Source organism: Desulfovibrio sp. Huiquan2017 (genome assembly GCF_017351175.1).
GTDB lineage: Bacteria > Desulfobacterota > Desulfovibrionia > Desulfovibrionales > Desulfovibrionaceae > Pseudodesulfovibrio.
In genome coordinates, this window is sequence record NZ_JAFMPN010000002.1 from 56,734 (window position 1) to 80,437 (window position 23,704).

General features: G+C 62.7%; 22 protein-coding genes. 11 read left to right on the forward strand and 11 right to left on the reverse strand.

The window, feature by feature from the left end:
• Nucleotides 1-129: 129 nt before the first annotated feature.
• Entirely contained in the window at nt 130-618 is a 489-nt protein-coding gene (locus tag J0909_RS01945; protein ID WP_207260000.1) for a YchJ family protein, read from the reverse strand.
• A gap of 85 nt (nt 619-703) precedes the next feature.
• On the opposite strand from J0909_RS01945, the gene arfB reads away from it, so the two are divergent.
• A complete protein-coding gene (gene arfB, locus J0909_RS01950) occupies nt 704-1,147 on the forward strand; it encodes an alternative ribosome rescue aminoacyl-tRNA hydrolase ArfB (RefSeq protein ID WP_286181688.1) in 444 nt (147 codons plus the stop codon).
• Between the two features lie 166 nt (nt 1,148-1,313).
• Here the strand turns inward: arfB and J0909_RS01955 are convergent, their stop codons facing one another.
• The 3 genes from J0909_RS01955 to J0909_RS01965 form a co-directional block, all read right to left on the reverse strand.
• The gene (locus tag J0909_RS01955) at nt 1,314-1,928 is read right to left on the reverse strand and encodes a 3'-5' exonuclease (protein WP_207260001.1); all 615 of its coding nucleotides are present in this window, start codon (nt 1,926-1,928) and stop codon (nt 1,314-1,316) included.
• A gap of 263 nt (nt 1,929-2,191) precedes the next feature.
• A complete protein-coding gene (locus tag J0909_RS01960; RefSeq protein ID WP_207260004.1) occupies nt 2,192-2,851 on the reverse strand; it encodes a hypothetical protein in 660 nt (219 codons plus the stop codon).
• 18 nt (nt 2,852-2,869) lie between these two features.
• Entirely contained in the window at nt 2,870-3,616 is a 747-nt protein-coding gene (locus J0909_RS01965; protein WP_207260006.1) for a hypothetical protein, read from the reverse strand.
• A 120-nt stretch (nt 3,617-3,736) separates the two neighbouring features.
• Here J0909_RS01965 and lgt point away from each other — a divergent pair, with 120 nt between their 5' ends.
• Complete coding sequence (lgt, locus tag J0909_RS01970; RefSeq protein ID WP_207260008.1) at nt 3,737-4,519, forward strand: prolipoprotein diacylglyceryl transferase; 783 nt, start codon at nt 3,737-3,739, stop codon at nt 4,517-4,519.
• Here the strand turns inward: lgt and J0909_RS01975 are convergent.
• Nucleotides 4,511-5,341, reverse strand: coding sequence for a glutaminyl-peptide cyclotransferase (locus J0909_RS01975; protein ID WP_286181689.1), 831 nt, complete (start codon nt 5,339-5,341; stop codon nt 4,511-4,513). The genes lgt and J0909_RS01975 overlap by 9 nt on opposite strands.
• Before the next feature lie 75 nt (nt 5,342-5,416).
• Nucleotides 5,417-6,049: a TetR/AcrR family transcriptional regulator gene (locus tag J0909_RS01980; protein ID WP_207260011.1), complete on the reverse strand. Its 633-nt coding sequence runs from the start codon at nt 6,047-6,049 to the stop codon at nt 5,417-5,419.
• A gap of 146 nt (nt 6,050-6,195) precedes the next feature.
• On the opposite strand from J0909_RS01980, the gene ispH reads away from it, so the two are divergent.
• The 4 genes from ispH to J0909_RS02000 all read left to right on the forward strand — a co-directional run bounded on the left by ispH (nt 6,196) and on the right by J0909_RS02000 (nt 9,636).
• The gene (ispH, locus tag J0909_RS01985; protein WP_207260013.1) at nt 6,196-7,044 is read left to right on the forward strand and encodes a 4-hydroxy-3-methylbut-2-enyl diphosphate reductase; all 849 of its coding nucleotides are present in this window, start codon (nt 6,196-6,198) and stop codon (nt 7,042-7,044) included.
• Nucleotides 7,045-7,468: 424 nt separating this feature from the next.
• Complete coding sequence (locus J0909_RS01990; RefSeq protein ID WP_207260015.1) at nt 7,469-7,831, forward strand: molybdenum cofactor biosynthesis protein MoaE; 363 nt, start codon at nt 7,469-7,471, stop codon at nt 7,829-7,831.
• Nucleotides 7,832-7,839: 8 nt separating this feature from the next.
• Nucleotides 7,840-8,847: a GTP 3',8-cyclase MoaA gene (moaA, locus tag J0909_RS01995; protein ID WP_207260017.1), complete on the forward strand. Its 1,008-nt coding sequence runs from the start codon at nt 7,840-7,842 to the stop codon at nt 8,845-8,847.
• A gap of 168 nt (nt 8,848-9,015) precedes the next feature.
• Nucleotides 9,016-9,636 carry a nitroreductase family protein gene (locus J0909_RS02000; protein ID WP_207260020.1) on the forward strand — a complete coding sequence of 207 codons (621 nt, stop codon included), beginning with the start codon at nt 9,016-9,018 and terminating at the stop codon, nt 9,634-9,636.
• A gap of 74 nt (nt 9,637-9,710) precedes the next feature.
• On the opposite strand, the gene J0909_RS02005 is transcribed toward J0909_RS02000, so the two are convergent.
• A complete protein-coding gene (locus J0909_RS02005; RefSeq protein ID WP_207260022.1) occupies nt 9,711-13,400 on the reverse strand; it encodes a DUF748 domain-containing protein in 3,690 nt (1,229 codons plus the stop codon).
• A 283-nt stretch (nt 13,401-13,683) separates the two neighbouring features.
• Here J0909_RS02005 and J0909_RS02010 point away from each other — a divergent pair, with 283 nt between their 5' ends.
• From J0909_RS02010 to J0909_RS02030, 5 genes are all read left to right on the forward strand, one after another.
• The gene (locus J0909_RS02010; protein ID WP_207260024.1) at nt 13,684-15,399 is read left to right on the forward strand and encodes a sensor histidine kinase; all 1,716 of its coding nucleotides are present in this window, start codon (nt 13,684-13,686) and stop codon (nt 15,397-15,399) included.
• Between the two features lie 24 nt (nt 15,400-15,423).
• Nucleotides 15,424-15,858: a response regulator gene (locus J0909_RS02015; protein ID WP_207260026.1), complete on the forward strand. Its 435-nt coding sequence runs from the start codon at nt 15,424-15,426 to the stop codon at nt 15,856-15,858.
• Nucleotides 15,859-15,866: 8 nt separating this feature from the next.
• Entirely contained in the window at nt 15,867-16,238 is a 372-nt protein-coding gene (locus tag J0909_RS02020) for a response regulator (RefSeq protein ID WP_207260029.1), read from the forward strand.
• Between the two features lie 30 nt (nt 16,239-16,268).
• Nucleotides 16,269-16,679: a sigma-54-dependent transcriptional regulator gene (locus J0909_RS02025; protein WP_207260036.1), complete on the forward strand. Its 411-nt coding sequence runs from the start codon at nt 16,269-16,271 to the stop codon at nt 16,677-16,679.
• Between the two features lie 80 nt (nt 16,680-16,759).
• The gene (locus J0909_RS02030; RefSeq protein WP_207260038.1) at nt 16,760-19,351 is read left to right on the forward strand and encodes a PEP/pyruvate-binding domain-containing protein; all 2,592 of its coding nucleotides are present in this window, start codon (nt 16,760-16,762) and stop codon (nt 19,349-19,351) included.
• 129 nt (nt 19,352-19,480) lie between these two features.
• Here J0909_RS02030 and tmcA read toward each other — a convergent pair whose 3' ends face one another.
• Genes tmcA through tmcD form a run of 4 tightly spaced genes read right to left on the reverse strand, consistent with a single transcriptional unit; the run spans nt 19,481 to nt 23,178 of the window.
• Nucleotides 19,481-19,882, reverse strand: a complete 402-nt coding sequence (gene tmcA, locus J0909_RS02035) for an acidic tetraheme cytochrome c3 TmcA (protein WP_207260040.1) — start codon at nt 19,880-19,882, stop codon at nt 19,481-19,483.
• A 10-nt stretch (nt 19,883-19,892) separates the two neighbouring features.
• On the reverse strand, nt 19,893-21,212 hold the full coding sequence (tmcB, locus tag J0909_RS02040; protein WP_207260042.1) for an electron transfer complex ferredoxin TmcB: 1,320 nt from the start codon (nt 21,210-21,212) through the stop codon (nt 19,893-19,895).
• Between the two features lie 33 nt (nt 21,213-21,245).
• Nucleotides 21,246-21,905, reverse strand: a complete 660-nt coding sequence (gene tmcC / locus J0909_RS02045; RefSeq protein WP_207260044.1) for a TmcC family electron transfer complex membrane anchor subunit — start codon at nt 21,903-21,905, stop codon at nt 21,246-21,248.
• A 13-nt stretch (nt 21,906-21,918) separates the two neighbouring features.
• Nucleotides 21,919-23,178 carry an electron transfer complex subunit TmcD gene (gene tmcD / locus J0909_RS02050; RefSeq protein ID WP_207260045.1) on the reverse strand — a complete coding sequence of 420 codons (1,260 nt, stop codon included), beginning with the start codon at nt 23,176-23,178 and terminating at the stop codon, nt 21,919-21,921.
• Between the last annotated feature and the right edge of the window lie 526 nt (nt 23,179-23,704).

A 23,704-nucleotide genomic window follows, 5' to 3' on the forward strand; every position in this document is an offset into this window, starting at 1 on the left:
GCCTGATGGATTCGCCCGTTGTCGGGCGGGCGTCGGGGAATTCGGGAAGGAAAGGGCGGGAGAGCGGGGCAGGAGAGGGACGCCCCTTTTCAGGGAGGGCGGCTCTCCCCTGCCCCCGGCCGCGTCGCATCAGCGTCCGCAGCACTTCTTGTATTTTTTGCCCGAGCCGCAGGGACAGGGGTCGTTGCGGCCGATCTTGGGTTCCTTGCGGATGGGCGGCCCGGCGACCATCTGGCCATCCACATAGAGCCACTTGCCGTCCACGAAGTGGAAGCGGCTGCGTTCGCGGTGTTTTTGATTCTCGCCGTCGATGGCGTACTCGGCGGTAAATTCCACGATGCCCGCCTCGTCGCCTTGCAGGCCCGCCCAGGTATCGTGGACGGTCAACCCCAGCCACTCGGCGGTTTCGGCCCACTTGCGCACGGATTCTTCGTCGTGGTCCTCGAGGGCCTCGGGAGCGAGACTCTCCTTGAGATAGTCGAGTTCATTGAGCACGTAGGCGCTGTAACGGGCGCGCATGACCGCTTCGGCGGTGGGCGCAACGGCCTCGCCGGAGATATAGGGGCCGCAGCACTTGGCCAGTTCCAGGCCGGAGCCGCAGGGACATTCTTGGGACATGGGTACCTCCCTTGGTTTGGTCAGCGGATTGTAGAGAAAACCGTCCTGCTGTCAATGAGTAAGCGCTTGCCCCGGACGGCGCGGCATGGCACCTTGCGGCATGCTTCGTATCACCGAGACCGTTTCCATCCCCGAAAGCGAACTGCGCTTCACCGCCTGCCGCAGTTCCGGCCCCGGCGGCCAGCACGTCAACACCACGGACACGCGCGTGACGCTCCTGTTCGACGTGGCAGGTTCCCCGAGCCTGACCGAATTGCAGAAGGTGGCGATCCGGGGCAAGCTCCGGCGGCGCATGGACAAGCACGGCGTGCTCCAGGTGACCAGCCAGATGTTCCGCAGCCAGAAGACCAACAAGGAATCGGCCGTGGACCGCTTTGTGGAGTTGATGCAGTGGGCGCTCAAGCCGGTCGTTCCGCGCAAGGAGACCCGGGTGCCCCGGTCGGCCAAGCGCCGGAGGCTGGAACGCAAGAAGCGCACGGGCCAACGCAAGCGCGAGCGCAAGACGCCCGATGTGCGCGGGGAATACTAGTCTTTTGCGGGGCATTGCTGTCCCGGCCGCGAAAAAACGTTTCTGAAGACGCTGCTCGGGCGGTCCTTCCCGCAACCGCTGGTTGCCGCTCTGGGCATGGCGCAGTCCGGGGACGCATCGGGCGCTTCCGGAATTTCGGCAGGTTTGGAACGGTGGGCGGGGGAGGCTAGGTCAGGCCGAGCTCTTCCAGGGCAAGATACAGTTCGCGGCTGATCCAGGCGTCGGTGGCGGCATAGAAAATCTGCTGGCGGGAGAGCTTGTCTTTGGCCCAGTTGGAGCATTGGGCGGACTTGGAGATGCGGAAGCCGAGCAGGTTGGCGGCCATATTGCGCAGGCCGTGGGTCTGGAGATTGTACTTGGCCGTGATGGTGGAGAGATCCACGAAGCCGCTCGGCTTGAACCGGGCGTGCTTTTGCAATCCCAGAATGTCGTCGCGCACGGCCACGCCGGTCTTGAGGATGCGCCGATCGGCCAGGATGTCGCAAACCCCCTTTGCCAGGGGCAGGACGCCCAACTGGAAAACATAGGCGCAGTCGGCCGTGGCCAGTTGGAGTAAGGACGGCGGGCCAGGCTTTTTGCCTTTTTTGAATACAGGCCGGGTCTCGGTGTCGAAGCCGAGCAGGGAGGACGCGCGCATGCCCTCCAAGGCTTCCTCCAGATCGGATTCGCTGCGAACGACCTTGATATCCCCTTCGTAGCGGCGAAGGGGCATGTCGTTGATTTCTTCCTTGGTGAAGGCCCGAAGATACTGTTGCGGGATGTCGAGGCTGTCCGTAGTCATTAAGGTACTTGGTGAGTTAAAAAGTTTGAGGGATCGTTGTACATTCCCGCAACTTCGTCAAGTACAAGGTGAAGCATCCTTCGGGAACCTTTTCGGCGGGCTTGCCGTTTCCTGTCGGTGTGCGGGGCGAGTTGGGGAGGGCGCCGGAATCACGGAAGAAAAAGCGCCGTCGGCGGCTGGACCATCCTGCGTTTTGCTGAACGCGGTCGATCCGGCCGTCCGTTGCCGATCCCGAACGCCCTGCCGATCCCGTGGAGCGCGGCCTAGTCGTGACGGAACATGTCCTGCGAACAGGGAGAGATGTTCTTGCGCCACCAATAGGCTCCGCTGCATGCCTCCGAGGCTGGAATCGTCCCATTGAGGTGATTGTAGCGGTTGACGTTGTCCACGAACTGACGCTGGGTTTCCTTTTCGATGCTGTCAATGGCGTCGGCCAGCTTGACCGAACCGTCCTTGACGCCGGGCAGGACCTTGCTCATCGCCGTGGTGATGTACCGCTGGGACGAGTTGGCGTCCAGGAACTTGTCGAAGGCCTTGAGCGTGGCGTCCGTGTCGCCCTTGCGCCCCTGGGCCAGGGCGGTGAACAGGGCGGCGTCCCAGATCTTGTCTTTTTTGCCCTGGGCCTGGGTCAGGGTCTTGATGCACAGATCGTAGTCCCCGGCGAAGTACATGGAGATGCCCGCCTTGACCCGGGTGGACTGGAACCGCATGGTTCGCTCCTGGGGATCCTTTTGCAGGGCCGCGGCATAGGCCTGGGCCGAGGCCGTGAAGTATTCCTCGGCCTTGGGATTGTTGCGGGTGACGTAGACGCGCCAGGCGCGTTCGAAATTGCGGTCGCCGGTGTAGACCGAGTCCGCCAGGGCGGGCAGGGCCAAGGCCAGGATGGTCAGGGCGCTTAAAAGCGGGATCAGTTGTTTGCGCATTGGGGGAAGTCTCCTTGTTCAGGACAGATACGTCCTGGCTATGCGGAAAATGTCGTCGTAAGCGGTTTTGTTGCGGATGGCCAGGGCCATTTCCAGGGCCATATCCATTTTGCGGCCGGTTTCGGTCATGACCCGGTCCCGGATGCTCTCCAGGTGGTTGGCCAGGAAATCGGCCTCGAAATTGTCGATGGCCAGGGATATGCCTTCGGAAAAGAACCGCGAGCCGAGATAGGGGATGAACCGTTCCAGGTTCCGCCGCCCTTCGCGGCGGGCATACATGACGAAAAAGAGCAGCTTGACCAGCAGCCGGTCGGCCTTGAGCTTGTGGTCCACCGAGAGCAGGATGTTCAGGTCCACGCCCCGGGGCTTGAGGGCGTCGAACATGGCCGTTGCCATGTCGAAGGCGCGGTCCTCGGTCATCAGCGGGTGGGCGAACTTGGAGTCCATGCGCACCAGGGTGATGCGCGGATTTTCGCCCGAGGCGATGGCGTAGATGGCCAGGCGCATGAGGTCGATTTTGGTCCGGTAGTCGTCCATGAGGATGTCCCGCTTGGCCTGGGCCAGCCGCCGGACCAGGGGGATGTCCAGAGCGGAGAAGACCGTTTCGAGCAGGTGCAGGATGTACGGCTCGGAGGTGGCCGCGATCTCCTCGTCCAGGATGTCGCGGCCCTTGCGCGCGTCCATGATCTTCTTGATGGACAGCCAATAGGCGGCCAGCCCCTCAACGGGCATTTCCAATATGTCGAGTTCCTGTGGCTTCTGCATGGCGGTCCGCTTTGGGCTTGACGGGGCGATGGAAAAAAAGACACCCTGTTCGTCGTTGTTCAGCGTATCCGATTTTTTGAGGAAAACCAATACGGTCCTTGCCCACGGAGCCCTTTTCCCATGCTTAATTATCCCCAATTCGATCCGGTCATGATTTCCCTCGGCCCGCTGGAACTGCGCTGGTATGGCATGATGTACGTTTTCGGCATCCTGTCCGGTTGGCTGCTGGGGCGCTATCGGGCGGCCAAGCCGTGGAACAAGATGACCCCCGAGCGCATGGACGACTTTCTCACCTGGGCCATCCTCGGCGTGGTCCTGGGCGGGCGCATCGGGTATGTCCTGTTCTACAACCCCTCATTCTATTTGGCCAATCCGCTCAAGGTGTTTGCGGTCTGGGAAGGGGGCATGTCCTTCCACGGCGGCTGTCTCGGCGTGCTTCTGGTCTGCTGGCTGTTCGGCCGGTCCCACGACATGACCTTCCTTGAGGTGGGCGACTTCGTCTCGCCGCTGGTCCCGCCGGGTTTGTTCTTCGGACGCATCGGCAACTTCATCAACGGCGAGTTGTGGGGCCGTTACACGGACTTGCCTTGGGCCATGCCGTTCCCGGGCGCCGGAGGATTGCCGCGCCATCCCTCGCAGCTTTACGAGGCCGCGCTGGAAGGGGTGCTCCTGTTCATCATCGTCTGGGTTTACTCGGCCAAGCCGCGTCCCAAGGGGTGCGTGGGCGCGCTCTTTCTGCTGGGCTACGGCGCGTTCCGCTTCTTGGTGGAGTTCGCCCGCGAGCCGGACCGGCAGCTCGGTTTCGTGGCCCTGCATTGGATGTCCATGGGCCAGGTGCTTTGCCTGCCCATGATACTGTTCGGCGCGGGCTGGTTGATTTGGTCTTACCGCAAGTCAGTGTAATTTCGGGACTTCGATTTCAAACAACCGATTCCAGTGCTTGCCGGTGACGAAGAGACGGCTGGTGGCCGGGTCATAGGCGATGCCGTTTGCCACGCCCGATTTTGGGGCCAGCCGCTTGCGCAGGGATGTGAGGTCCAGCCATGCGCGGACTTCGCCGTCGGTCATGTCGATGATCGCCACCCTGTCCGACTTCCATATGTTGGCGTAGAGCAATTTCCCCACGAATTCCAGCTCGTTGAGCAGACGTACCGGACGCCCCTCATCGGTCACGGGCAGTTCGCCGACCTTGGCGAAGGTCTTGGGATCGCGCCATTCCAATCGGGATTCGCCGGTGGACATGACGAACCGCGAGCCGTCGAAGACCAAACCCCATCCCTGCGTGGCCTCGCTGGCGGCCCGGTAGGCGAACCGGCCTGCGGGCTTCAGGTCCCGCAGGGTATAGACCAGGCCGATGCCCGATTTCCAGGTGAGCATGCGCAGGGTTTTGCCTTGGGGCGCGATGCCCTCGGCGAACAGCTCGGGGGCGATTGGTACGGTTTTCAGGCGGCGTCCGGTCCCGGGGGCCACCATGGTCAGGAACGAGCGTCCGTAACCGCCCGAGGATTCATAAAAGACGCCGTCCAGGAGGAAAAGCCCCTGGGTGGAGGTCTCGGTGTCGTGGGCGTATTCGGCTAGCACCCGGCAGGGGATGACCGGGGTTGCGGCCCGCGCTGGGGCGGCCGCTGCGATCAGGATCGCGAAGAGCAGGCAGAGGGGGCCCAACGGGCGCGGGAGCGGGGCCAGGGAGAAAACGGAGGAGCGGACAGTGACATTCGGGGACATTGCTCCCCGCTCCAGGGGGAAGTGCGCGGAAAACCGGTGCATGGTCACGGGAGGGTGTCCGGTTGGCCGCACGCCTTACACGCGTGATTTCACGGCATTGACGCCGCCCAGGGCGAAGCGGACCACGTGGTCTACGAATTCGTCCACATCCATGTCCACGTTGGGCCGTTGCGGCGTAAGCCGGTCCAGGATGGGCTGGGTCAGCAGGTGGTCGAGGGTCAGGGCCCAGATATTGGAGCTGCAATAGGCCAGGGTGTGGTCCGGCACGTCCGGCCCCAGGATCTTTTGCAGGATGTCGCGCAGTTCATTGGCTCGCGGCTGGACCTGATGGCGGATGAGGATGTCGAGGTTGTGGCTCGGCTTGGCCATTTCACGCAGGAAAATGGCCCACTTCTGGGCGATCTGTCCGGTGCTCTGGGTGTAGATTTCCTCGACCAGCCCCTTGATGAAGCGGTAGAGCCGTTCTTCCGGGGGCAGGTTGGGGTCGTCGCTGGATATCCACTCCTCGCCCATGGGGAAGATCGCTTCGAGAACCGCCGCGTACAACCCGTCCTTGCTGCCGTAATGATAGTTTACCGCCGCCACGTTGGCCTTGGCCAGGCCGCAGATGTCCCGCACCGTGGCCGAGTCGAAGCCCTTGTCCGCAAAAACCTCCATGGCGGCGAGCAAAAGGGCGGTTTTGGTATTGACGTCCGGGGATTCGTTCATAATTAATAGCCTGCGGGCGCGAAATACGCCGTCTGAATTGCTTGAAACATATGTTTGCCGAATTCTATATCCCCGAGAGGTATCGGCAAGTCAAGGGTTTTCCCGGAACCGATCAGTCCCCGCAAACCCGCCAAGGAGTACTGCCAGTGGAAGTCATTCTAGCCGAAACCGCCGGGTTCTGCATGGGGGTGGGAATGGCCTTGACCAAACTCGACCAGTTGGTCAACGAGCCGGACGGACACCTCATCTATATCCTCGGCCCCATCATCCATAATCCCCAGGTGCTCAAGCGCTATGCCGACAAGGGCGTGATCATGGTCCATGACCCCGCCGATGTCCCGGTCGGGGCGCACGTGGTCATCCGCGCCCACGGCATCACCCGTCAGGTGGAGGCGGCCCTGCGCAAACGCAAGGTGCGCATCAAGGACGCCACCTGCCCCCGGGTCAAGAAGGCCCAGTTGCTCATCGAACGCAATACCGCCGACAACGGCGAATTGCTCCTTTACGGCGAGGCCGAGCACCCCGAGGTGGCCGGACTGGTCAGTTATGCCCAGCATGGGCATTTCGTCTTCGGGTCCGCCGAAGAATTGGCCCGGCACCGGCTCACCCCGGACAGGCGGTACGTCCTGGCCGCCCAGACCACCCAGGATCGAGTCCGTTTCGAGAGCATCGCCGCCGACCTGACCGGACGCGACGACGTGGAAGTGACCGTGCTCGAAACCATCTGCGACGCCACCAAGCTGCGCCAGATCGAGGCCAGGGAACTGGCCGAAGACGTGGACTTCATGGTTGTGGTCGGCGGCTACAACAGCGGCAACACCCGCCGCCTCGCACAGGTGGTCGCCGAACGGGGCACACCCTGCAAGCATGTGGAAACGGCGGAGGAACTGCCGCTCACCGATCTTGCCCGGTACAAGCGGATCGGGGTCACTGCGGGGGCTTCCACCCCCCGTATCCTCATCGACAGGGTCCTCTCCGACCTGAAGTCCTTGTAGGGAAAAGGCCGTCAGCGGCCGGGAAATAACCGGGAAAGCGGTGTGCTGAAGGCCCGTCGAAGGCCGCGAAATGGGGCCAGGCGGTCCCGGACCGGGTTTTGCACCGGGAGCTGACCCTGGCCCCGCTCGGGACGGTTCGGGCATCCTGACCGCGTTGCAGGTACCACGGGCCGCAGTGGAGGGCTTAGGTCCGGGGAACGCGGCCTCTCCTGGTATGATGCCGGGCAACCGTCAGCTATGGGAGGAGTGCCGTTTTTCGGCGGCCTGTGCGGCCGTTTCGTCAAACATAGCCTATTCTCCGGGCGTTGGTATTATTTTCCGCATCCTCCGGGTGCCTGATTCGGGGGAAAAACAAAAAGGTTGTCTGGACGGGGTCGGGGGCATACCCTCACCCGGTACCAATGCGACAACGAGGAGGCAGACGATGGATTTGAACAAGGCCTTGGCCGATCTGAAGAAGGAGCCCGGTTTCGCCGAGAACGTGGGCATGATTTTGGTGCACAACGGCGTTGTGCGCGGCTGGTCCCGCAAGGGGCATGAGGAAGTGACTTCCATCGAGATCACGCCCGATTTCGCGAAGATGGAGGAAATCCGCAAGGAGATCGAGGGACGCGAAGGCATTTTTCGGGCCTGGTGTCACGCCAATTCGGGGCACATGCAGCCCGGCGACGACGTGTTGTTCCTGATCGTGGCGGGCGATATCCGTGAAAACGTCAAGCCCGCCTTGGCCGATTTTCTGGATCGCATCAAGTCCGAGGCCGTGACCAAAAAAGAAATCTTCGCGTAGGTGGGGGCATGCACGAGCACCTTGAGGACAAGCACGGCCGCGAGGTCAGCTACATGCGCATCAGCGTGACCGACCGCTGCAATCTGCGCTGTACCTATTGCGCCGGCGAAGGGCTGGAGTTCATTCCCCACCCGGACATCCTGCGCTATGAGGAGATCATGGAGCTCATCGCCATGGCCCGCAACCTTGGGGTGCGGAAGATCCGCTTCACCGGCGGCGAGCCCTTTGTGCGCAAGGGCTTTGCGGACTTCATGATCCGGGCGGCCGAGCGCTTCCGGGACATGAACCTGTGCGTGACCACCAACGCCACGCTCATCGGTCCGGACGTGGACCGGTTGGCCGCGGCGGGCATCAAGCGGGTGAACATCTCCCTGGACACCCTGGATCCCGCGAAATTCGTGACCATCACCGGACGCGATCATTTCGCCGTGGTTCGGGAGAACATCGACCGCTGTCTGGCCGCGAACATGACCGTGAAGGTCAACGCCGTGGCCATGAAGGGCGTCAATGACGACGAATTGGGCGGGTTCATCGAATTCGCGCGCACCCACCCGGTGGACTTCCGGTTCATCGAGTTCATGCCCGTGGGCATGGAAACCGGGTGGGCGGACGGCCGGGTCTGGACCGCGGCCGAGATCTTGTCCGAAGCCCGGGCCTTCGCCGAACTGACCCCGGTGACCCAGTCCGGGGCGCGGCGGCACGGCCCGGCGCGCATGTACGCCATCGCGGGCGGGCTGGGCCGCATCGGGCTCATCTCACCGTATTCCGATCATTTCTGTTCCACCTGCAATCGTCTGCGCATCACTTCGGACGGCAATCTGCGGACCTGTCTCTTCTCGGACCGGGTCTACCGGCTGCGTCCGGCCCTGCGCAACCCCAAGCTGGGCATGGAGCAGGTCGAAAAGATCATCCGGCTGGCCGGGAAGAACAAACCCATCGGCAACGAGCTGTTGCGCCGGATGCGCGCCGCGGACCACGGCGTTTGCAAGACCCGGATGGCCTCCATCGGCGGGTAATTCCCGCCGCATCACCGGGGCTTGCCTCCGTTCGGTTCCGGCGTCGCTCCTTTGGTCGCGCCGTTAAGCATTGACGGCCGCGCCTTGTCCGGTAGAATCCCCGAAAGGAAAAGGCCCGCCCCGTATCGGGGCCTGCCCAGACGAATCCTGAAACAAGCGAGTCTGATCATGTCTATGTCCGTGAAGGAAGCCATCGAAGCGCGGCACAGCGTGCGGTCGTTCACCGCTGAGCCGGTTTCCGAAGAAATGCTGCAATCGTTGTTGGAGGCGGCCCGTCAGGCCCCGTCCAGCCTGAATTCCCAGCCTTGGCGGTTCAAGGTGGTCACCGATGCGGAGACCCGCGCCTGGATCGCTTCGAGCGAGGTCTCGAAGCGGCAGGGCTGGCTGGCCGACGCTCCGGCCATCCTGGTCTGCTGCGCGGATCTGGAAGGGTACGTCCGCGACACTCAGGCCAGCGCGTTTTTCTTCCGGGAGAATAAGGTCCTGGACGAGGAGCCGACCCGAGGCATCCAGGAATATGCCGATCAACAGGAAGCGGCGTCCGAGACCGCACGGTTCGGCGCGGCGGCCCTGAATGTGGGGCTGGCCGTCTCCCAACTCATGCTTCGGGCCGTGGAACTGGGCTTGGGCACCTGCTGGGTGGGCATGTTCGACGAGGGGCCGCTCAGGGAGCGCTTCGGCCTCGCCCCGGAGCAGCGCGTGGTCTGCCTTTTGGCCGTGGGCCACCCCGATGAGGCGGCGGTCCCGGCGCGCAAGCGTAAATCTCTGGACGATATCGTCCTCAAATAATCCGCATCCCGGAAAAAAGGGCCGCATCAACGATGCGGCCCTTTTTTTCGTCTGGACGCCGTCCCGGCGTCCGGTCATTTGACGCCCAGGTCGGCGCGGTACTTGGGTACGCCGGTCTTGCCTTCGGCCTTGGCGGCGCGGTCCAGGAGGAAGACGCGGTCGGTCAACGCCGGGTCGCGGGTAATGATGTATTCCTTGACCGCGTTGGCCCGCCGCATGGCCAGTTCGTGGAGCATTTCGCCGGTGACGTTGATGCGGTCGCGGATGAATTTCTCCATGACGTCCACGGGCTGGCGGTCGGTGATGAACAGGGTGGTGGGCTTGAGGTCCTCCTCGTCCGGTTCGTCCGCGTATGCCTCGTAGAGCATGTCCGCGTATTCGTCCGGAGCCACCGAAACCTGGTCCACGGTGGTTTCGGCCCGCTGTGACCGGGGCAGGTCGTCATACTTGGCCTGCTTGACCTTGCGTTCGAGGATGGCCTGGACGAGACCGTTCTTGTCGGCCGCCGGGTCCACCACGCCGTCCACTTCGAGCTTGAGCTTCTTTCGTCCGTTCAGGGCCTTGATGACGGTATTCAGTTTTTCCTCGCCCTGGACGCTTAACTCCGCCCGCCCCGGTTCGAAGACCACGAAGTCCATGTTCTCGCCGCCCCCGAACATGGAGCCTATGAGCGAGAAGGGGGAGGTCAGGGCCTTGAAGAGCATGTTCACGATCGCCTTGAAGACGATGCCGCCGATGCGGAAGTTCGGGTCGTCGAGCCTGCCGGTGATGGGCAGATTGAGCTGCATGTCGCCGTTGGAGTCCTGGAGCAGGGACAGGCCGAATTCCACCGGGATGTTGGGTGCGCCGGGCCGTTTGTCCTTCTTGCCCAACTGGAGCTGTTCGATGAAGAGCTTGTTCTTGGTGTCCAGGACCCAGTTGTCCGTCTTGAAGGTCACGTCCGCGTAGAGCCGCCCCTTCTGGATGGGGTAGGCCAGGTTCTTGAGGGTGTACGGGGTCAGGGGCACCAACTCCATGCCGTTCACCGCGATGGCCAGGTCGGAATAGATGGGCGTGACCAACGGGTTGAGCACGCCGGTCACGGTTACGGGTGTGGGGCCGATCTTGGCCTTGAAGTCCACCTTGGGCCGCGCCTTCGGGGTTTGGCCTATGTCGGTCAGGGTCAGGACCATGGCCGTCAGTTTCGTGGCGAAGGCGGGATGGATGCTCTCGTCGTGGAAGGTGACCGCCCCGTTTTGCATGCCGATCTTGCCCACGGTCAGGCTTTCGAAAAACGGTTTTTCCTCGGCGGCCTTTTCTTCGGTCCGCACTTCCTCTTTTTTCACCTCGGCCTCGGGCACCGGAGCGGGCTGGGCATCCGTTCCGACTCCGTCCGTGGCGGGCGGCGGCGTGGGCTCGGGCAGGCGCAGGGCGCGCCGGACGTTCAATCGGCCGTCCTTGTCGAAATGGATCAGGGCGCGCGGCCCATTTAGATTGATCTCGTCCAGGGCCAGGGCCATGGGCTCGGTGGTGAAGTCGATCCCCTTGATATCCAGCCGGTCGATGCCCGCCATTTCATCGTCGTCGAAGGTGGTCTTGACCTTGATGTCGGACAGGGCGGCACTACCCGTGACCTGGAACTTCGGCTTCCCGCTGTCGCTAAAAACATAGTCGAGGTCGGCGTGGGCCGCGCCGTCGGCGATGAGCAGGTCGGTGTCCTGGGCCAGGTAGTTGTCCAAGGGGCGCAGGCCGAATTTATCCACCTTGAGGGAGCCGTTTGCCGACAGGGGCTCCAGGGACGCCCGGCCGCTCGCCGAGAATCCGCCACCGTCGATCCCGCCCGCGCTCAGGGAATACGGTATCTGCGCGCCCTTTTCCGTGGAGATGTCGTTCACGTCCAGCTTGAACTTGCGCACCCCGAGCCGGGCCGGGTGGGCCAGGGCCTGGTCGAGGAAGTCGGCGGAGCCGTCCTCCACCGCGAAATGGTCCACCGTGGCCGTCCACGGAGTCTCGGGATCGGGGTCCGCCTGGGGCTGGGCCCGCTTTGCCTGCGCGATGCCGGTTTCGGCTTCGGCCTCAGCGCTTGCCTTGGCGGCATCCGCAAAGACCCGTTGCAGGTCCAGTCTGCCGTCCTTTTCGCGGACCATGTCGAGGGACGGCCCGGTCAGTTTGATCTCGGCCACGCCGATCCGCCGGGCGTCCAGGTCCATGGATGCGCCCGACACGTTCAGGGCATCCAGGGTCAGGCTCGGCTTTTTGGCCTTGGGCTTGCGCACGGCCAGCCCGGCCAGGTTCAGGCTGCCGTTTTGCACGGTTACCTGTGGCTTGCCGTCCTGGTTGGCGAAGCCTACGTCCATGGAGAAGCCGAGCTTCCCAGAATCGACCACCAGGGGTTGGGCTTCGTTGATGTAGGGGCTGTAGAGTGGCACGCTCAAGTCTTTGCCGGAGAGGGTCAGCTTGGCGGCGGGCGGGTCCATGGTGGCCTCGCCCTTGACGTAGAGGAATCCGCCGGAGCCGAAGGAGCCGTTGAAGGCGCTGGTCTGCTTGGGCCGGGAGGACAGACCCTCCATGGCGAAGTTCAGCTTCGGGAAGGTGTGCTGGAAGCCGCCTTTGACGCATTGGTCGTTGAAGTCGATGGTCCCGTCCTGGATCTCGAAGTTGCGCAGGTCGAAAACGAAGGCGGAGTCGGTTTCGGCCTTCGTTTTGACCTTGGGACCCGTGGGGCCGGGCATGGAGCCGGGGAAATAGTCCGCCCAGTTGATAGCGCCGCTTGCCCGGCGCACGACCTTGAAAAACGGCTGATCCATGGTCACCTGTTTGACGACCAGGGCATTGTCGCCCAGAGAGAACCGTTCCATCTCGAAGACCAGCCTTTTCATGGAGAAGACCGGTCCGTCGCCGGGCGCGGCCAGTTCCAGGCCGGTCAGGGTTCCGCCGCCCCCCAGGTAGAGGTTCACCCGCTGGGCGTTGGGCCGTTCGAAGTACAGGGAGATGTCCGAGGTGAACCGCCCCTTCTCTAGTTCGAGCGGAGTCTTGATGGGCACATACTTCCAGTATTGATGCAGGTCCACATCCACGGCTCCCAGTTCGAACTCGGTCAACAGGGTCTTGTCGAAGGGCAGGGTGCGGCCTTTGAGCTCCACGGGATCGCCGTTGACCACGGCCGTGAACACGGGCTGGGTGAATTCCTTGACCTTGTCCTCGATGCTCGAAGTGAAGGGTACGCGCAGGTGGATGTCGGCAATGACATGCTTCTTGGCGCGGGGTCGGTCGTCGAAGGTGATCTTCGAATTGGTCATCTCGAAGCCATACAAGGCAAAGGGGAAGACTGCGCCTTTTTTCTCCTCCGGCTGGGGTTGGGCGGCTTCGTTCGGGGTGCCGAGCAGATCGGAAATGGAGTATTCGCCGTTGCCGTAGAAGGTTACGTTGATGTTGAGTCCATCGAGATTGAGGTAGCTGACCACCGGGGCCAGCTCCCAAATGGAGGATGCGCCGGGCGCCACCTCCATGTGGCCCAGGGAGAGGAGGTCGCCTTCTTCCTTGAGGTTCTTGATGTGCAGGTCGGAGACCTCCAGCCGAAGGGTGAGCGGATTGAACTGGATGTCCGCCACGCTGGCCTCGCGCTTGAGATTGTCCCTGACCTGGCTGACCAAGACCGCCTTCAGGATCGGGGGCACGGCGAAGAAGCCGAACAGGGTGTAGGCCGCGAACGAGGTCAGCAGCCAGAAGACGATGCGTCGCAGGAGCGGGGTGCCGAATTTTATCTTGTCGAGGAAAGCCAACATGTTGAACCTGTCCAAGGGATGAGTGTTTCCGACGTTGAGCCATTCTATCCGAAATTGACCGGAGAATCCATAAAGGAGAGCGGTCAAGTGATTTCTTATCGCCGGTACGGAATCGGCCAGTCTTTCGGGGCGAAACGCCCCACTTCCGTTTACAGCATGGAATATGCGGATTTTGTTGCCATATTGTGGAAATACAGTGTATGTTGCAAGCAAATGAAGTGCCTGCGGTGTCCGGCTTCCAGGCCGCGACCCGGGGCGCGGGAACGGCGACCGGAGCGTGTCCATGTCCGACGTGCATTATTACCAGGGTTTGGCCAAGAGCATGATGTTCACCATCATCCTGGTTTCCTTTGCCCCTCTGTTCGTGGTCGTGCTCATCGCAGGATACCAGTACAGCGTGGCCTACGAGGAGAAGGTCGAGGACCACTTGCGTGAACTGGTTCTCAAGCACGACCAGACCATCGACGCCTACCTGAACGAGAAAGTCGCCGAAATCCGGGTCCTGGCCGAGGTCATCGACCTCGGGCACCTGACCACGCCCGAGGGGATCAAGGCCCTGCATGACGCCTTGACCCGGGGGCACGGCACGGACTTCGTGGACCTCGGACTCATCGACGAGCACGGCATCCAGGTGGCCTATTCCGGGCCGTTTCTCCTGCAGGGGCTGGACTATTCGCACGAGCCCTGGTTTCGGGCCGTAGGCGAGAACTCGGTCCATGTCAGCGACGTCGGGCTGGGCATGCGCGGCGTGCCGCATTTCATCATCGCCCTGCGCATGCGGGCCGACGGCCGCCGTTGGGTCCTGCGCACCACGCTGGACTTCATCGCCTTCAACCGGCTGGTGGAGGACATCCGCATCGGCGAGACCGGCATGGCCTACATCATCAACCGCCGGGGGGATTTCCAGACCACCCCGCGCCGGGACATGTCTGCCGAAGTCCCGTTTTTGCGCGATCTGGCCCGGTCCATCGCCGACAACGGCAACCCTGTTCACAGCCGGGCGGTCATGGCGGTCATGGACAACCCCGCCACCGGGCGCGAAACCATCTTTGTGACCAGCCCCATCAAGGGAGGGGACTGGCTCATGGTCTACCAGCAGGACGCGGCCGACGCGTTCGCCACCTTGAACCGCAGCCGCGACCTGGCCATTGTCATCCTGTTTCTCGGCGGCCTGGCCATTACGGTCATGGCCTTTCTCATGAGCCGCCGGATGGCCCGCAAGGTGGAGAAGGCGGATGCGGCCAAGGATATTTTGAACGAGCAGGTTATCGAGGCGGGCAAGCTGGCCTCCGTGGGTGAACTGGCGGCGGGCATCGCCCACGAGATCAATAACCCGGTAGCCATCATGGTCGAGGAGGCGGGCTGGATCCAGGATCTGCTGGAAGAGGGGTTGTCCAAGGACGACAACGAGCGCGAGGTCCAGCGGGCGCTGAATCAGATCCGCACCCAGGGCGCGCGCTGCAAGGAGATCACCCACAAGCTTTTGTCTTTCGCCCGCAAGATCGACCCCACGGTCATGTCCTTCGATCTCAACGAACTGGTCCGGGAGATCGTCGAGCTGTCCGCCCAGCGGGCCAAGTACGCCAACGTGGTCATGGAGACCAGCCTGGGCGACAATATCGCGCCCATCGAGGCGAGCCCGTCCGAGATGCAGCAGGTCTTTCTCAATCTGGTCAACAACGCCATCGACGCCATGGACCCGGGCGGGGGCGACCTGGACATCAGCACCCGCCAGGAGGGGGACACGGTTCTGGCCCTGGTTTCGGACACCGGCTCGGGCATCCCCGAGGCCAACCTGTCGCGCATCTTCGATCCGTTTTTCACCACCAAGCCCGTGGGCCGGGGGACGGGGCTGGGTCTGTCCATCATCTACGGGATCATCAACAAGATGGGTGGGACCATCTCCGTGGACTCGGCCGTGGGCCGTGGCACCACCTTCACCATCCGGTTGCCCGCCGGGAAGGCCGGGGGCGCGGACGGGACGTCGGAAGAACCATGATCACACAACCACCGGGAGGGCGGGATGCCTGCACGAGTGCTTCTCGTTGATGATGAAAAAGGCTTTGTGGACACCATGGTAAAGCGGCTGGAGAACCGGGGTTTCACCGTGGGCGTCGCCTACGACGGGCCCCAGGCCTTGGCCGCCCTGGACAAGGGCGACATCTTCTACGACGTGGTCGTCCTGGATGTGAAGATGCCGGGTATGGATGGCAACGAGGTCCTCAAGCGGATCAAGGCCGAGCACCCCTTGGTGGAGGTCGTCATGCTGACCGGCCACGCCACCGTGGCCTCGGCCATTGAGGGCATGAAGTCCGGGGCCTTCGACTACATGATGAAGCCGTGCGCCCTGGACGAGCTCATGGCCAAGATCGGCGAGGCCCACGACAGGAAACAGGCTCAAGAGAACAGGATTCTCGAAGCCCGAGCCCGGCATATCGTTTTGCGCCGGGGCGATTAGGAGCGGGCATGACCGGTATCCCCATCCGCGTGCTTCTGGTGGACGACGAACTCGGTTTTCTCGATGTGCTGGCCAAGCGCATGGACAAGCGGGGCTACCGGGTGACCACGGCGGGCAGCGGGGCCGAGTCCATCCGGATCCTCCGGGAGAACGATTTCGACGTGGCCGTGCTCGATCTCAAGCTCGAAGATATGGACGGCATAGAGGTCTTGCAGATAATGAAGAAGATGGTGCCGGGAATGCCGGTCATCATGCTCACTGGCCACGGCTCGGAGCAGGCGGCCAGGGAAGGCGTCGAGTCCGGCGCCTTCGATTACCTGCTCAAGCCGTGCGACCTGGATGACCTCCTCGAAAAGGTCGGGGAGGCCGTGGCCGGGTAACCGGAAACGACAACAGGACGGGAGTGGCCCATGGCCGACATAAAAGCGCTCCTCGTGGACGACGAGGAATCCTTTCGAAAGACCTTGTGCAAGCGGCTGACGCGCCGCGGCATGACCGTGGAGCAGGCGGGCTCGGGCGAAGAGGCCCTGGAGCTGCTCAAGAGCTACCAGCCGGACGTGATCCTGCTGGACGTCAAGATGCCCGGCATGGACGGGTTGACCGCCCTGCACAAGATCAAGGACATCAACCCGCTGGTTGAAGTCGTCATGCTCACCGGCCATGCCAGCATGGAGATCGCCATCCGGGGCATGGAACTCGGGGCCTTCGACTATCTGATGAAGCCCGTGGAATTCGAGGAGCTACTCTACAAGCTTGAAGATGCCTCCGAACGCAAGAAACACCACGAGGACCGTATCGCGGCCAAGGCGGGCAGTTCTTGATTTCCCGGCCCGGTTTCCCCACGCGTCTCCCCCTGAACCCTGCGACCCTGACCTAGGCTATCTGCAAAGGACGACATCTCATGGGCCTGTTTGACTGGCTGCGGTTCCGCAAAAAGGAAAAGACCCCCGAAGAGCGGGCCGAGATGCGCCGCGTCTTCGCCACCCGCTACGACCATTTCCGTCTGCTTATCCAGGCCAACACCCGCGCTCACGAACTCATGGGCGAGCTGGAGGAAGCCCTGCGCGGCTTCACTCCCTACGGCATGCATTTCGTGCGTACCCTGTGTACGCGCATCTCCACATCCATCTATCAGATGGTTCGCCACCTGGGCGAGCTGGAGACCCAGGGCCACAAGGAGCTGGTCGCGGCCCTGCAGGCCATCAACGAGCGGATCATGGAGGAGCTGGAGCCCGAGAACCACATCGTGAGTGGCCAGCCGGTCATCGATCTGGCCGAGGTCAACCGAGACCACGCCGACTTGTGCGGCCCCAAAATGGCCATGCTCGGCGAAGCCGGAGCCAGCCTGGGCCTGAGCATCCCGTCCGGTTTTGTCATCACTGTGGCCGCCTATCACCGTTTCGCCCAAAGCCAGGGGCTCGGCGCGGAGATCGACCGGCTCATCCAGACCATGGGGGGCAACGACCGCGAGTCCGTGTTCCAGGCCTCGTCGAGCATCATGCAATTGGTCATGGAGAGTCGTCTGCCCGACGACCTTGCCGCGACTATCCTGGACGCCTACGACCGCTTGGCGGCCAGGCTGGGCGCGCCGCCGGATCTGGCCGTGCGCTCCAGTGCCCTGGGTGAGGATATCGAGGGATCCTCCTTTGCCGGACAGTACCGGTCCGTGCTCAATGTGGATCGCGCTTCGCTGCTCGATGCCTACAAGGAGGTGGTCGCTTCCAAGTACTCCCGCCAGGCCATGGCCTATCGCCTGAGCCACGGCATCCGCGACGACGACGTGGTCATGTCCGTGGGCTGCATGACCATGGTTCGGGCCGTGGCGGGCGGCGTGGCCTACTCCGGCAACCCGGTGAACGTGCGCGACGACCGCGTGTCCATCAGTTCGGTCTGGGGCCTGCCCAAGCCCGTGGTGGACGGCACCGTCGGGACCGATGAGTTCATGGTCGCCCGCGATCCCCTGCGTGTGGAGGAGATCAATGTGGCCGACAAGACCGACATGTACGTGTGCAGCGAGGTCGAGGGCGTCTGCCGCGAGGAATTGGCCGGGGACAAGGGGGCGCAGCCTTCCCTGACCGAGGAGCAGGCCCTGCTCGTGGCCCGCGAGACCGTGCGCATCGAGGAACATTTCGGCACGCCCCAGGATATCGAGTGGGCCATGACGGGGGACGGCGTTTTCCATCTCCTCCAGTGCCGTCCGCTTATGCGCGTGGCCTCGGGCGAGAGCGAGACCGTCGTCGCCAATCTGCCCGAGCCCGTGCTCAAGGGCGGCAAGACCGCCAGCCCGGGCGTGGGCGTCGGCCCGGCCTTCACCGTGCGCAAGGATGTGGACGCCTTGAGTTTTCCGGACGGGGGCGTGATGATCCTGCGCCAGGCCCTGCCCAGCCGGGCGGCGCTGCTCGATCGCGCCAGCGCACTCATTTCCGAGCAGGGCGGCATGGCCGGGCATCTGGCCAACGTGGCCCGCGAATTCGGTGTCCCGGCTCTGTTCGGAGTCAAGGACGCGGTGGGTCGCTTCGAGAACGGCCGCATCCTGACCGTGGACGCCGAGGGCCGCGCCGTATACGACGGCGCCGTGGAAGCCCTGCTCCAGGACCACCCCCGGCAGCGGATCATGCGCGGCAGCCCCGTCCAGGCCGCCCTGCGCAAAGCCGCCCGCCATATCGTCCGCCTGAACCTGACCAATCCGGAATCCCCGGAATTCAAGCCCTCCAACTGCCGGACCTTGCATGACGTCATGCGCTATTGCCACGAACGGGCCGTGAACGTCATGTTCGAATTCGGCACCCACGACGACTACATCGAGGCCGCCAGTCGCCAACTCATCTGCGATGTGCCCAAGCAGTTCTGGATCCTGAACCTGGACGACGGTTTCTCCCCCGAGGGACTGGCGCGCAAGGATCGCTGCATCCTCCTCGAACATATCGTTTCCTATCCCATGCGCATGCTCTGGGAAGGCATGCAGGCCGTGCCTTGGGAAGGGCCGCCGCCGGTCCACGGCCGGGGGCTCATGTCGGTCATGTTCGAGGCGACCATGAATCCGGATCTGGTGCCGTCCACCGGCACCCGCTACACCCAGAAGAACTATTTCATGGTTTCGAAGAACTATTGCTCGCTCCAATCCCGTTTCGGTTTCCATTTCTGCGGCGTCGAGGCCTTGGTGGGCGAGCGGGTCAGCGAGAATTATGCTTCCTTCCAGTTCAAGGGCGGGGCCGCCAACATGGAACGGCGCATCCGCCGCGCCCGTTTCGTGGGCGACTTGCTCGAAATGTTCGACTTCCGCGTCCGCGTCCGCCAGGACAACATGTTCGCCCGGGTCGAAGGGCTGGACCACGACACCATGGGCCACCGCCTCAAGATCATCGGCTACCTCATCACCCATACCCGCCAGCTCGACATGATCATGTCCGACGAATCTGCCGTGGCCCGCCGCCGCAAACGCTTCCTCGATGACTTCAAGATGTTCGATTCCCCGGAGGGCGCCAAAGAGTGAGACCCGGGGGCAGGTAACCGTCTTTCCCCAAAGCAAACGAACCGAGAAGCAAAGCCACCCCCTAGACCCGATAAAAAATAAGGCGGCCCCCGTTAGGGAGCCGCCTTCATTTTTTCGGGGTCTTGATCCTTACTTAACGTGGCATTCGCCGCAAGCGACCGGGCCCTTGCCTTCCTTCTTGTGGCAGCCTTGGCACTGGAGGTGGTAGGCGCGCATGAGCGGGGTGCCGCCGTCGTCGCGCTTCTCGGCGTGACAGGAGCTGCACGGCTCGCCCTCGGAGGATTCCTCAAGGTTCTGCGTGCCGTCGTCGTTCTTGGAGTGGTGGCAGATGACGCAGTCGTCCAGGCCAGCCTTTTCATTGTGCTGGTCGTGGACGAAGGGCACCTGGGGACGTTTCAGCTTGGCGAAGCCGTCCGTCGGGACCACGGTCATGTCGTCCTGGGAAAAGGCCGTGGGGGCCATGTAGACGATGACGAGCAACATGACGGTGACCATGGAGGCCGCGAGCATGAAGGTATTCTTTTTGTGCATGGCGTCCTCCCTAGACTTCCGGTTTTTCCATCAGTTCGTAGATGATGTCGCTGATGAACTTGCCGTGCATCTTGAGATCATAATAACCGATGATGTCTTCAATGCCGCCGTGGCAGTTGTGGCAGGGGATAACCACATCGTGCACGCCGGTCGCCTTGAGCTGTTCCGCCTTGACGCGGTTGCCGGTCATGCGGGTGTTCTTGAACGGCGGCCCGCAGTTGATGACGCCGCCGCCCGCGCAGCAGCAGTAGTTGTGCTCGCGGTTGGGGGTCATCTCGACCACTTCCTTGCACAGGAAGTGGACCACGTCGCGGAGTTTGTCCATGAGGCCCCGGCCACGGATGATGTTGCAGGGGTCCTGGATGGTCACCGGGTTCTCGTACTGGTGGGTGATCTTGATTTTGCCCTCGTTGATCAGTTCCCAGTAGAAGTCGATGGCATGGATGACCGGGACCGGCATGGCCTTGTGGCCGAGCCAGCGGTTGCCCATGTCGTAGACCGAGCGGAAGGCGTGGCCACACTCGCCCATGACGATGCGCTTGACCCGCAGCTTCTGCGCGGACTCATAGTGGGCGCGCTTGAGGCGGCCCATGTTTTCATAGTCGCCCACGAACATGCACATGTCCGAGTTGTCCCAGCCCGGGTGGGAGGGCATGGTCCAGTCCACGCCGGCGGCGTTCATGATGGCCGCGGCCTGGTAGATGAGCTGGGTCCGGAACTTGGGTTCCGGGGCGATGACCGAGTAGTAGATGTCGGCCCCTTCCTTGTCGAGCGGGATGCGCAGGTCCGGGAACTCGTCGCGGGCCTCGTCCTCCTGCCACTGCAGGGAGTCGATCCACTCGTCGTCCTTGACCCACATCTGGTTCATGGTCGAGGCGTGGGAATGGGCGGTGTCGCGGATGTACTGCGGGACCACGTCCAGCAAATAGCAGATGCGGCGCACCTGGGACATGATGTAGCCGGTGTCGATGCCGATGGGACAGTAGTGGGCGCACCGCTTGCAGAGGTTGCATTCGGTGTAGGCCATCTGGGCCATTTCGTAGATGCGCTGGGGCGAGACCTTGCCCTTTTTGTCCATCAGTTCGTACATGGTCTCGGTGGCCTTGTTCACGGGCGAATAGCTCGGATCGGCGTCGTGGGACATGTAGTAGTGGCAGCCCTGGGAGCAGAGGCCGCACCGCATGCACGTCTCCTTGTACGCCCGGAGTTTGGCACCGGTTTCACCTTTGAGCATCCGGGTGACCACTTTCTCGATTTTCTCGGTGGTCAGCGCGGCGACGCCGGATTCGAGCCCGACGTCGGATATGATTCTGTCAGCAATGTGACTCATTATTCGTACCTCGCGTTACGGTAATGGTTTGGCCTACCAGTCGTGGGCATGGCGAACGCCGCCGAACTCGGAACCCATGTACGCCCTGGTGAACAGGACGAACAGCGCGTGACTCAGGCGGGTGAACGGGATCAGGGCGATCAGCAGTTCCCCGGAGAGCACGTGCAGGGTGGTCATGAGCAGAACCGGGCCCACCTGGTGGTAGGCCAGGACGCCGGTGATGAACGGCAGGGCCACGAGGACCAGGGCAAACCAATCCTGGCAACGGGTGACGCCTTTGACGTGCGGCAGCGCGAGGCGGCGGTACGCGAAGACGGCGCAGCCGGCCAGGGCCACGAAGCTTACGATGTCGCCGAACTGCGAGGGCAGGCTCGGCAGGCTGATGCCGAAGGCGGTGTCCCACATGACTACGTGCGCACCCAGGAATACGGCCACCAGCAGGAAGCAGATGTGGAAGATGAAGGTGGTCACGGTCATCAGGGGGTCGGATTTCCAGCCCATGGACTTGAACGGGATCATCCAGACCAGGATGGAGCGGAGCCCGTAGTACCAGCTCATGTAGGCGATGGAGGAGACGTCCTTGGCTCTGGCCTCGGCGTACATGCTGATCAGTCGGTAGAGACCGCCCAGGATGAAGAAACCGAAGGCGATCCAGGCGAGGGGGCCGGTGACGAAGACATAGAATTCAGTCATAGCTGCTCCCCCTTTAGAAGTTGCACACTTCCGCGACGATGCGGACGTAGCTGTTGTTCTCGATGGCGCGGATGAGCACCTTGGTGCCATCCTCGTTGAAGATCGGCGGCCACACGGCGTCGAAGTCCCGTTCGAAGGACTTGCCGTTGACCAGGATCCGGAATCTGCCGTTCTTTTCCACCTTGGCGGCCACGTTCTTGGAGTCCGCGGAGAAGACCGCGGGCCAGGCCATGTCGTAGGTGCCGGACCAGGGAGTGCCGTCCACCACGATGCGGAAGTCTTCGTTGCAGTTGGAGGCCAGGATGGCGGCGCGCTGGCCGTCGGGGCTGACCACCAGGTCGGACACGGTGGGCCAGGTCTCGTTCCAGGCGGCGTTGTTCACGCAGGCGGTGAACTGGCCGTAGCTGGTGGCCACCACGGCCCACAGATCCTCGCCGGAGGGAGAGTACTGGAGGTAAAAACACTGGACGTAACGGGGTTCCCAAAGGATCTTGCCGTCCTTGGCCACGCCCCACTTGCCCGCCACGCGGACCGGGGCGACCACGCCGCCGTCCTTGGGACAGAAGACCGGTTCCCAAACCTGGGTGTAGGTCTCGTCCCAGGGTTTGTCGTCCACTACGATGGTGTGGGCGTAGACCGTGGTCCGGCAGGTGGCCGCCAGGGAGTCGCCCGCATCGTTGAAGACCGGGTTCCAGATGTTGACGTAGCGGCCCTTCCAGGCCTCGCCGTCCACGGCCACGGTGTACGCGCCGCGCTTGAATCCATCAAGGTCGGCGGCGGCCATGCTTTCGGCCTGGACCACTGCGGCGGTGTGCGCCCCATCCTTGGTGAAGGCGGGCATGGTGGCGTTTTCATAAAGGTTTTCCCACGGCTCGCCATTGACGGACATACCGTACCGCTCCATGGACTTGTACATGGTAGCGATGGACGAGCCGTCCTCGCTGAACATGGTGTCCCAGATGTAGTCGGTGGTTTCGCCCATGGTCTCGCCGTCGGCCACCAGGACCCATTCCATGTCCTGCTGGCAAATGGCGGCTAAGCGGCCGTCCGGGGAGAATTTCGGATACCAGATCTTTTCGAACGTGGCGTCCCAGACCGAATCGTTGGTTCGAACGGAGAATTCGCCGTCGCCCACCTTGACGATGGCGACGATGGTCTCGCCGTCAGGCGAGACATACGGCTCTTCCTGCCATTCGTGTCCTTCGAGAGGGGAGAGGGATTTAACGACCGTTTTTTGGCCGGGTTCCCAATCCCAAGAGGAGATTTTTCCCATAGCACCCCCTTGTGTTGTGACACCGCCCCCCGAGGGAGCGGCAGAAAATTCATCCCGCGCGTTGGTGGCGGGACCGTTCATTCAACGTGGGGGTCGCGTTTCGTCGTCGTTCTCTTCGTCCCGGCACGTCGTCGGATTGCAGCCATCCGCCGGGCCCACTGTGCGCGGCCCGGGGTGTGTCTGAATCCGAGGGACGGTCGTTGCGCGGGCGGCGGGGCCCGTTTCCGAACGGCCTGCCCGGGTGGCCGGGCATGGCGATTGCGACTCCCAGGGATTCGAGGCGGTCCGACGGCCCGCGCCGTCCGAACCCGGCAGTGCATCCCTTCCCAAAGTGCACCCTCGATTCCGTTGCTGATATCAGCTAAGGTCCCGGACCTGAGGCACAATTGGGCAAGGAATATCCATACATTCCAGTATATTCCTTGTCGCCCGCAACAGCTTGGCCTGAGACAGAGCTATGTATAAGCATATGGCAAGAAAATAGTCCATTCTTTTCAGAGTTAAATGGATATTCCAGACCGAACGG

What these genes read in the sequence shown, in the direction of transcription:
- J0909_RS01945 (WP_207260000.1), bottom strand. Translation starts at nt 618, where the DNA reads ATGTCCCAAGAATGTCCCTGCGGCTCCGGCCTGGAACTGGCCAAGTGC.
- arfB (WP_286181688.1), top strand. Translation starts at nt 704, where the DNA reads ATGGCACCTTGCGGCATGCTTCGTATCACCGAGACCGTTTCCATCCCC.
- J0909_RS01955 (WP_207260001.1), bottom strand. Translation starts at nt 1,928, where the DNA reads ATGACTACGGACAGCCTCGACATCCCGCAACAGTATCTTCGGGCCTTC.
- J0909_RS01960 (WP_207260004.1), bottom strand. Translation starts at nt 2,851, where the DNA reads ATGCGCAAACAACTGATCCCGCTTTTAAGCGCCCTGACCATCCTGGCC.
- J0909_RS01965 (WP_207260006.1), bottom strand. Translation starts at nt 3,616, where the DNA reads ATGCAGAAGCCACAGGAACTCGACATATTGGAAATGCCCGTTGAGGGG.
- lgt (WP_207260008.1), top strand. Translation starts at nt 3,737, where the DNA reads ATGCTTAATTATCCCCAATTCGATCCGGTCATGATTTCCCTCGGCCCG.
- J0909_RS01975 (WP_286181689.1), bottom strand. Translation starts at nt 5,341, where the DNA reads ATGTCCCCGAATGTCACTGTCCGCTCCTCCGTTTTCTCCCTGGCCCCG.
- J0909_RS01980 (WP_207260011.1), bottom strand. Translation starts at nt 6,049, where the DNA reads ATGAACGAATCCCCGGACGTCAATACCAAAACCGCCCTTTTGCTCGCC.
- J0909_RS01990 (WP_207260015.1), top strand. Translation starts at nt 7,469, where the DNA reads ATGGATTTGAACAAGGCCTTGGCCGATCTGAAGAAGGAGCCCGGTTTC.
- moaA (WP_207260017.1), top strand. Translation starts at nt 7,840, where the DNA reads ATGCACGAGCACCTTGAGGACAAGCACGGCCGCGAGGTCAGCTACATG.
- J0909_RS02000 (WP_207260020.1), top strand. Translation starts at nt 9,016, where the DNA reads ATGTCTATGTCCGTGAAGGAAGCCATCGAAGCGCGGCACAGCGTGCGG.
- J0909_RS02005 (WP_207260022.1), bottom strand. Translation starts at nt 13,400, where the DNA reads ATGTTGGCTTTCCTCGACAAGATAAAATTCGGCACCCCGCTCCTGCGA.
- J0909_RS02010 (WP_207260024.1), top strand. Translation starts at nt 13,684, where the DNA reads ATGTCCGACGTGCATTATTACCAGGGTTTGGCCAAGAGCATGATGTTC.
- J0909_RS02015 (WP_207260026.1), top strand. Translation starts at nt 15,424, where the DNA reads ATGCCTGCACGAGTGCTTCTCGTTGATGATGAAAAAGGCTTTGTGGAC.
- J0909_RS02020 (WP_207260029.1), top strand. Translation starts at nt 15,867, where the DNA reads ATGACCGGTATCCCCATCCGCGTGCTTCTGGTGGACGACGAACTCGGT.
- J0909_RS02025 (WP_207260036.1), top strand. Translation starts at nt 16,269, where the DNA reads ATGGCCGACATAAAAGCGCTCCTCGTGGACGACGAGGAATCCTTTCGA.
- J0909_RS02030 (WP_207260038.1), top strand. Translation starts at nt 16,760, where the DNA reads ATGGGCCTGTTTGACTGGCTGCGGTTCCGCAAAAAGGAAAAGACCCCC.
- tmcA (WP_207260040.1), bottom strand. Translation starts at nt 19,882, where the DNA reads ATGCACAAAAAGAATACCTTCATGCTCGCGGCCTCCATGGTCACCGTC.
- tmcB (WP_207260042.1), bottom strand. Translation starts at nt 21,212, where the DNA reads ATGAGTCACATTGCTGACAGAATCATATCCGACGTCGGGCTCGAATCC.
- tmcC (WP_207260044.1), bottom strand. Translation starts at nt 21,905, where the DNA reads ATGACTGAATTCTATGTCTTCGTCACCGGCCCCCTCGCCTGGATCGCC.
- tmcD (WP_207260045.1), bottom strand. Translation starts at nt 23,178, where the DNA reads ATGGGAAAAATCTCCTCTTGGGATTGGGAACCCGGCCAAAAAACGGTC.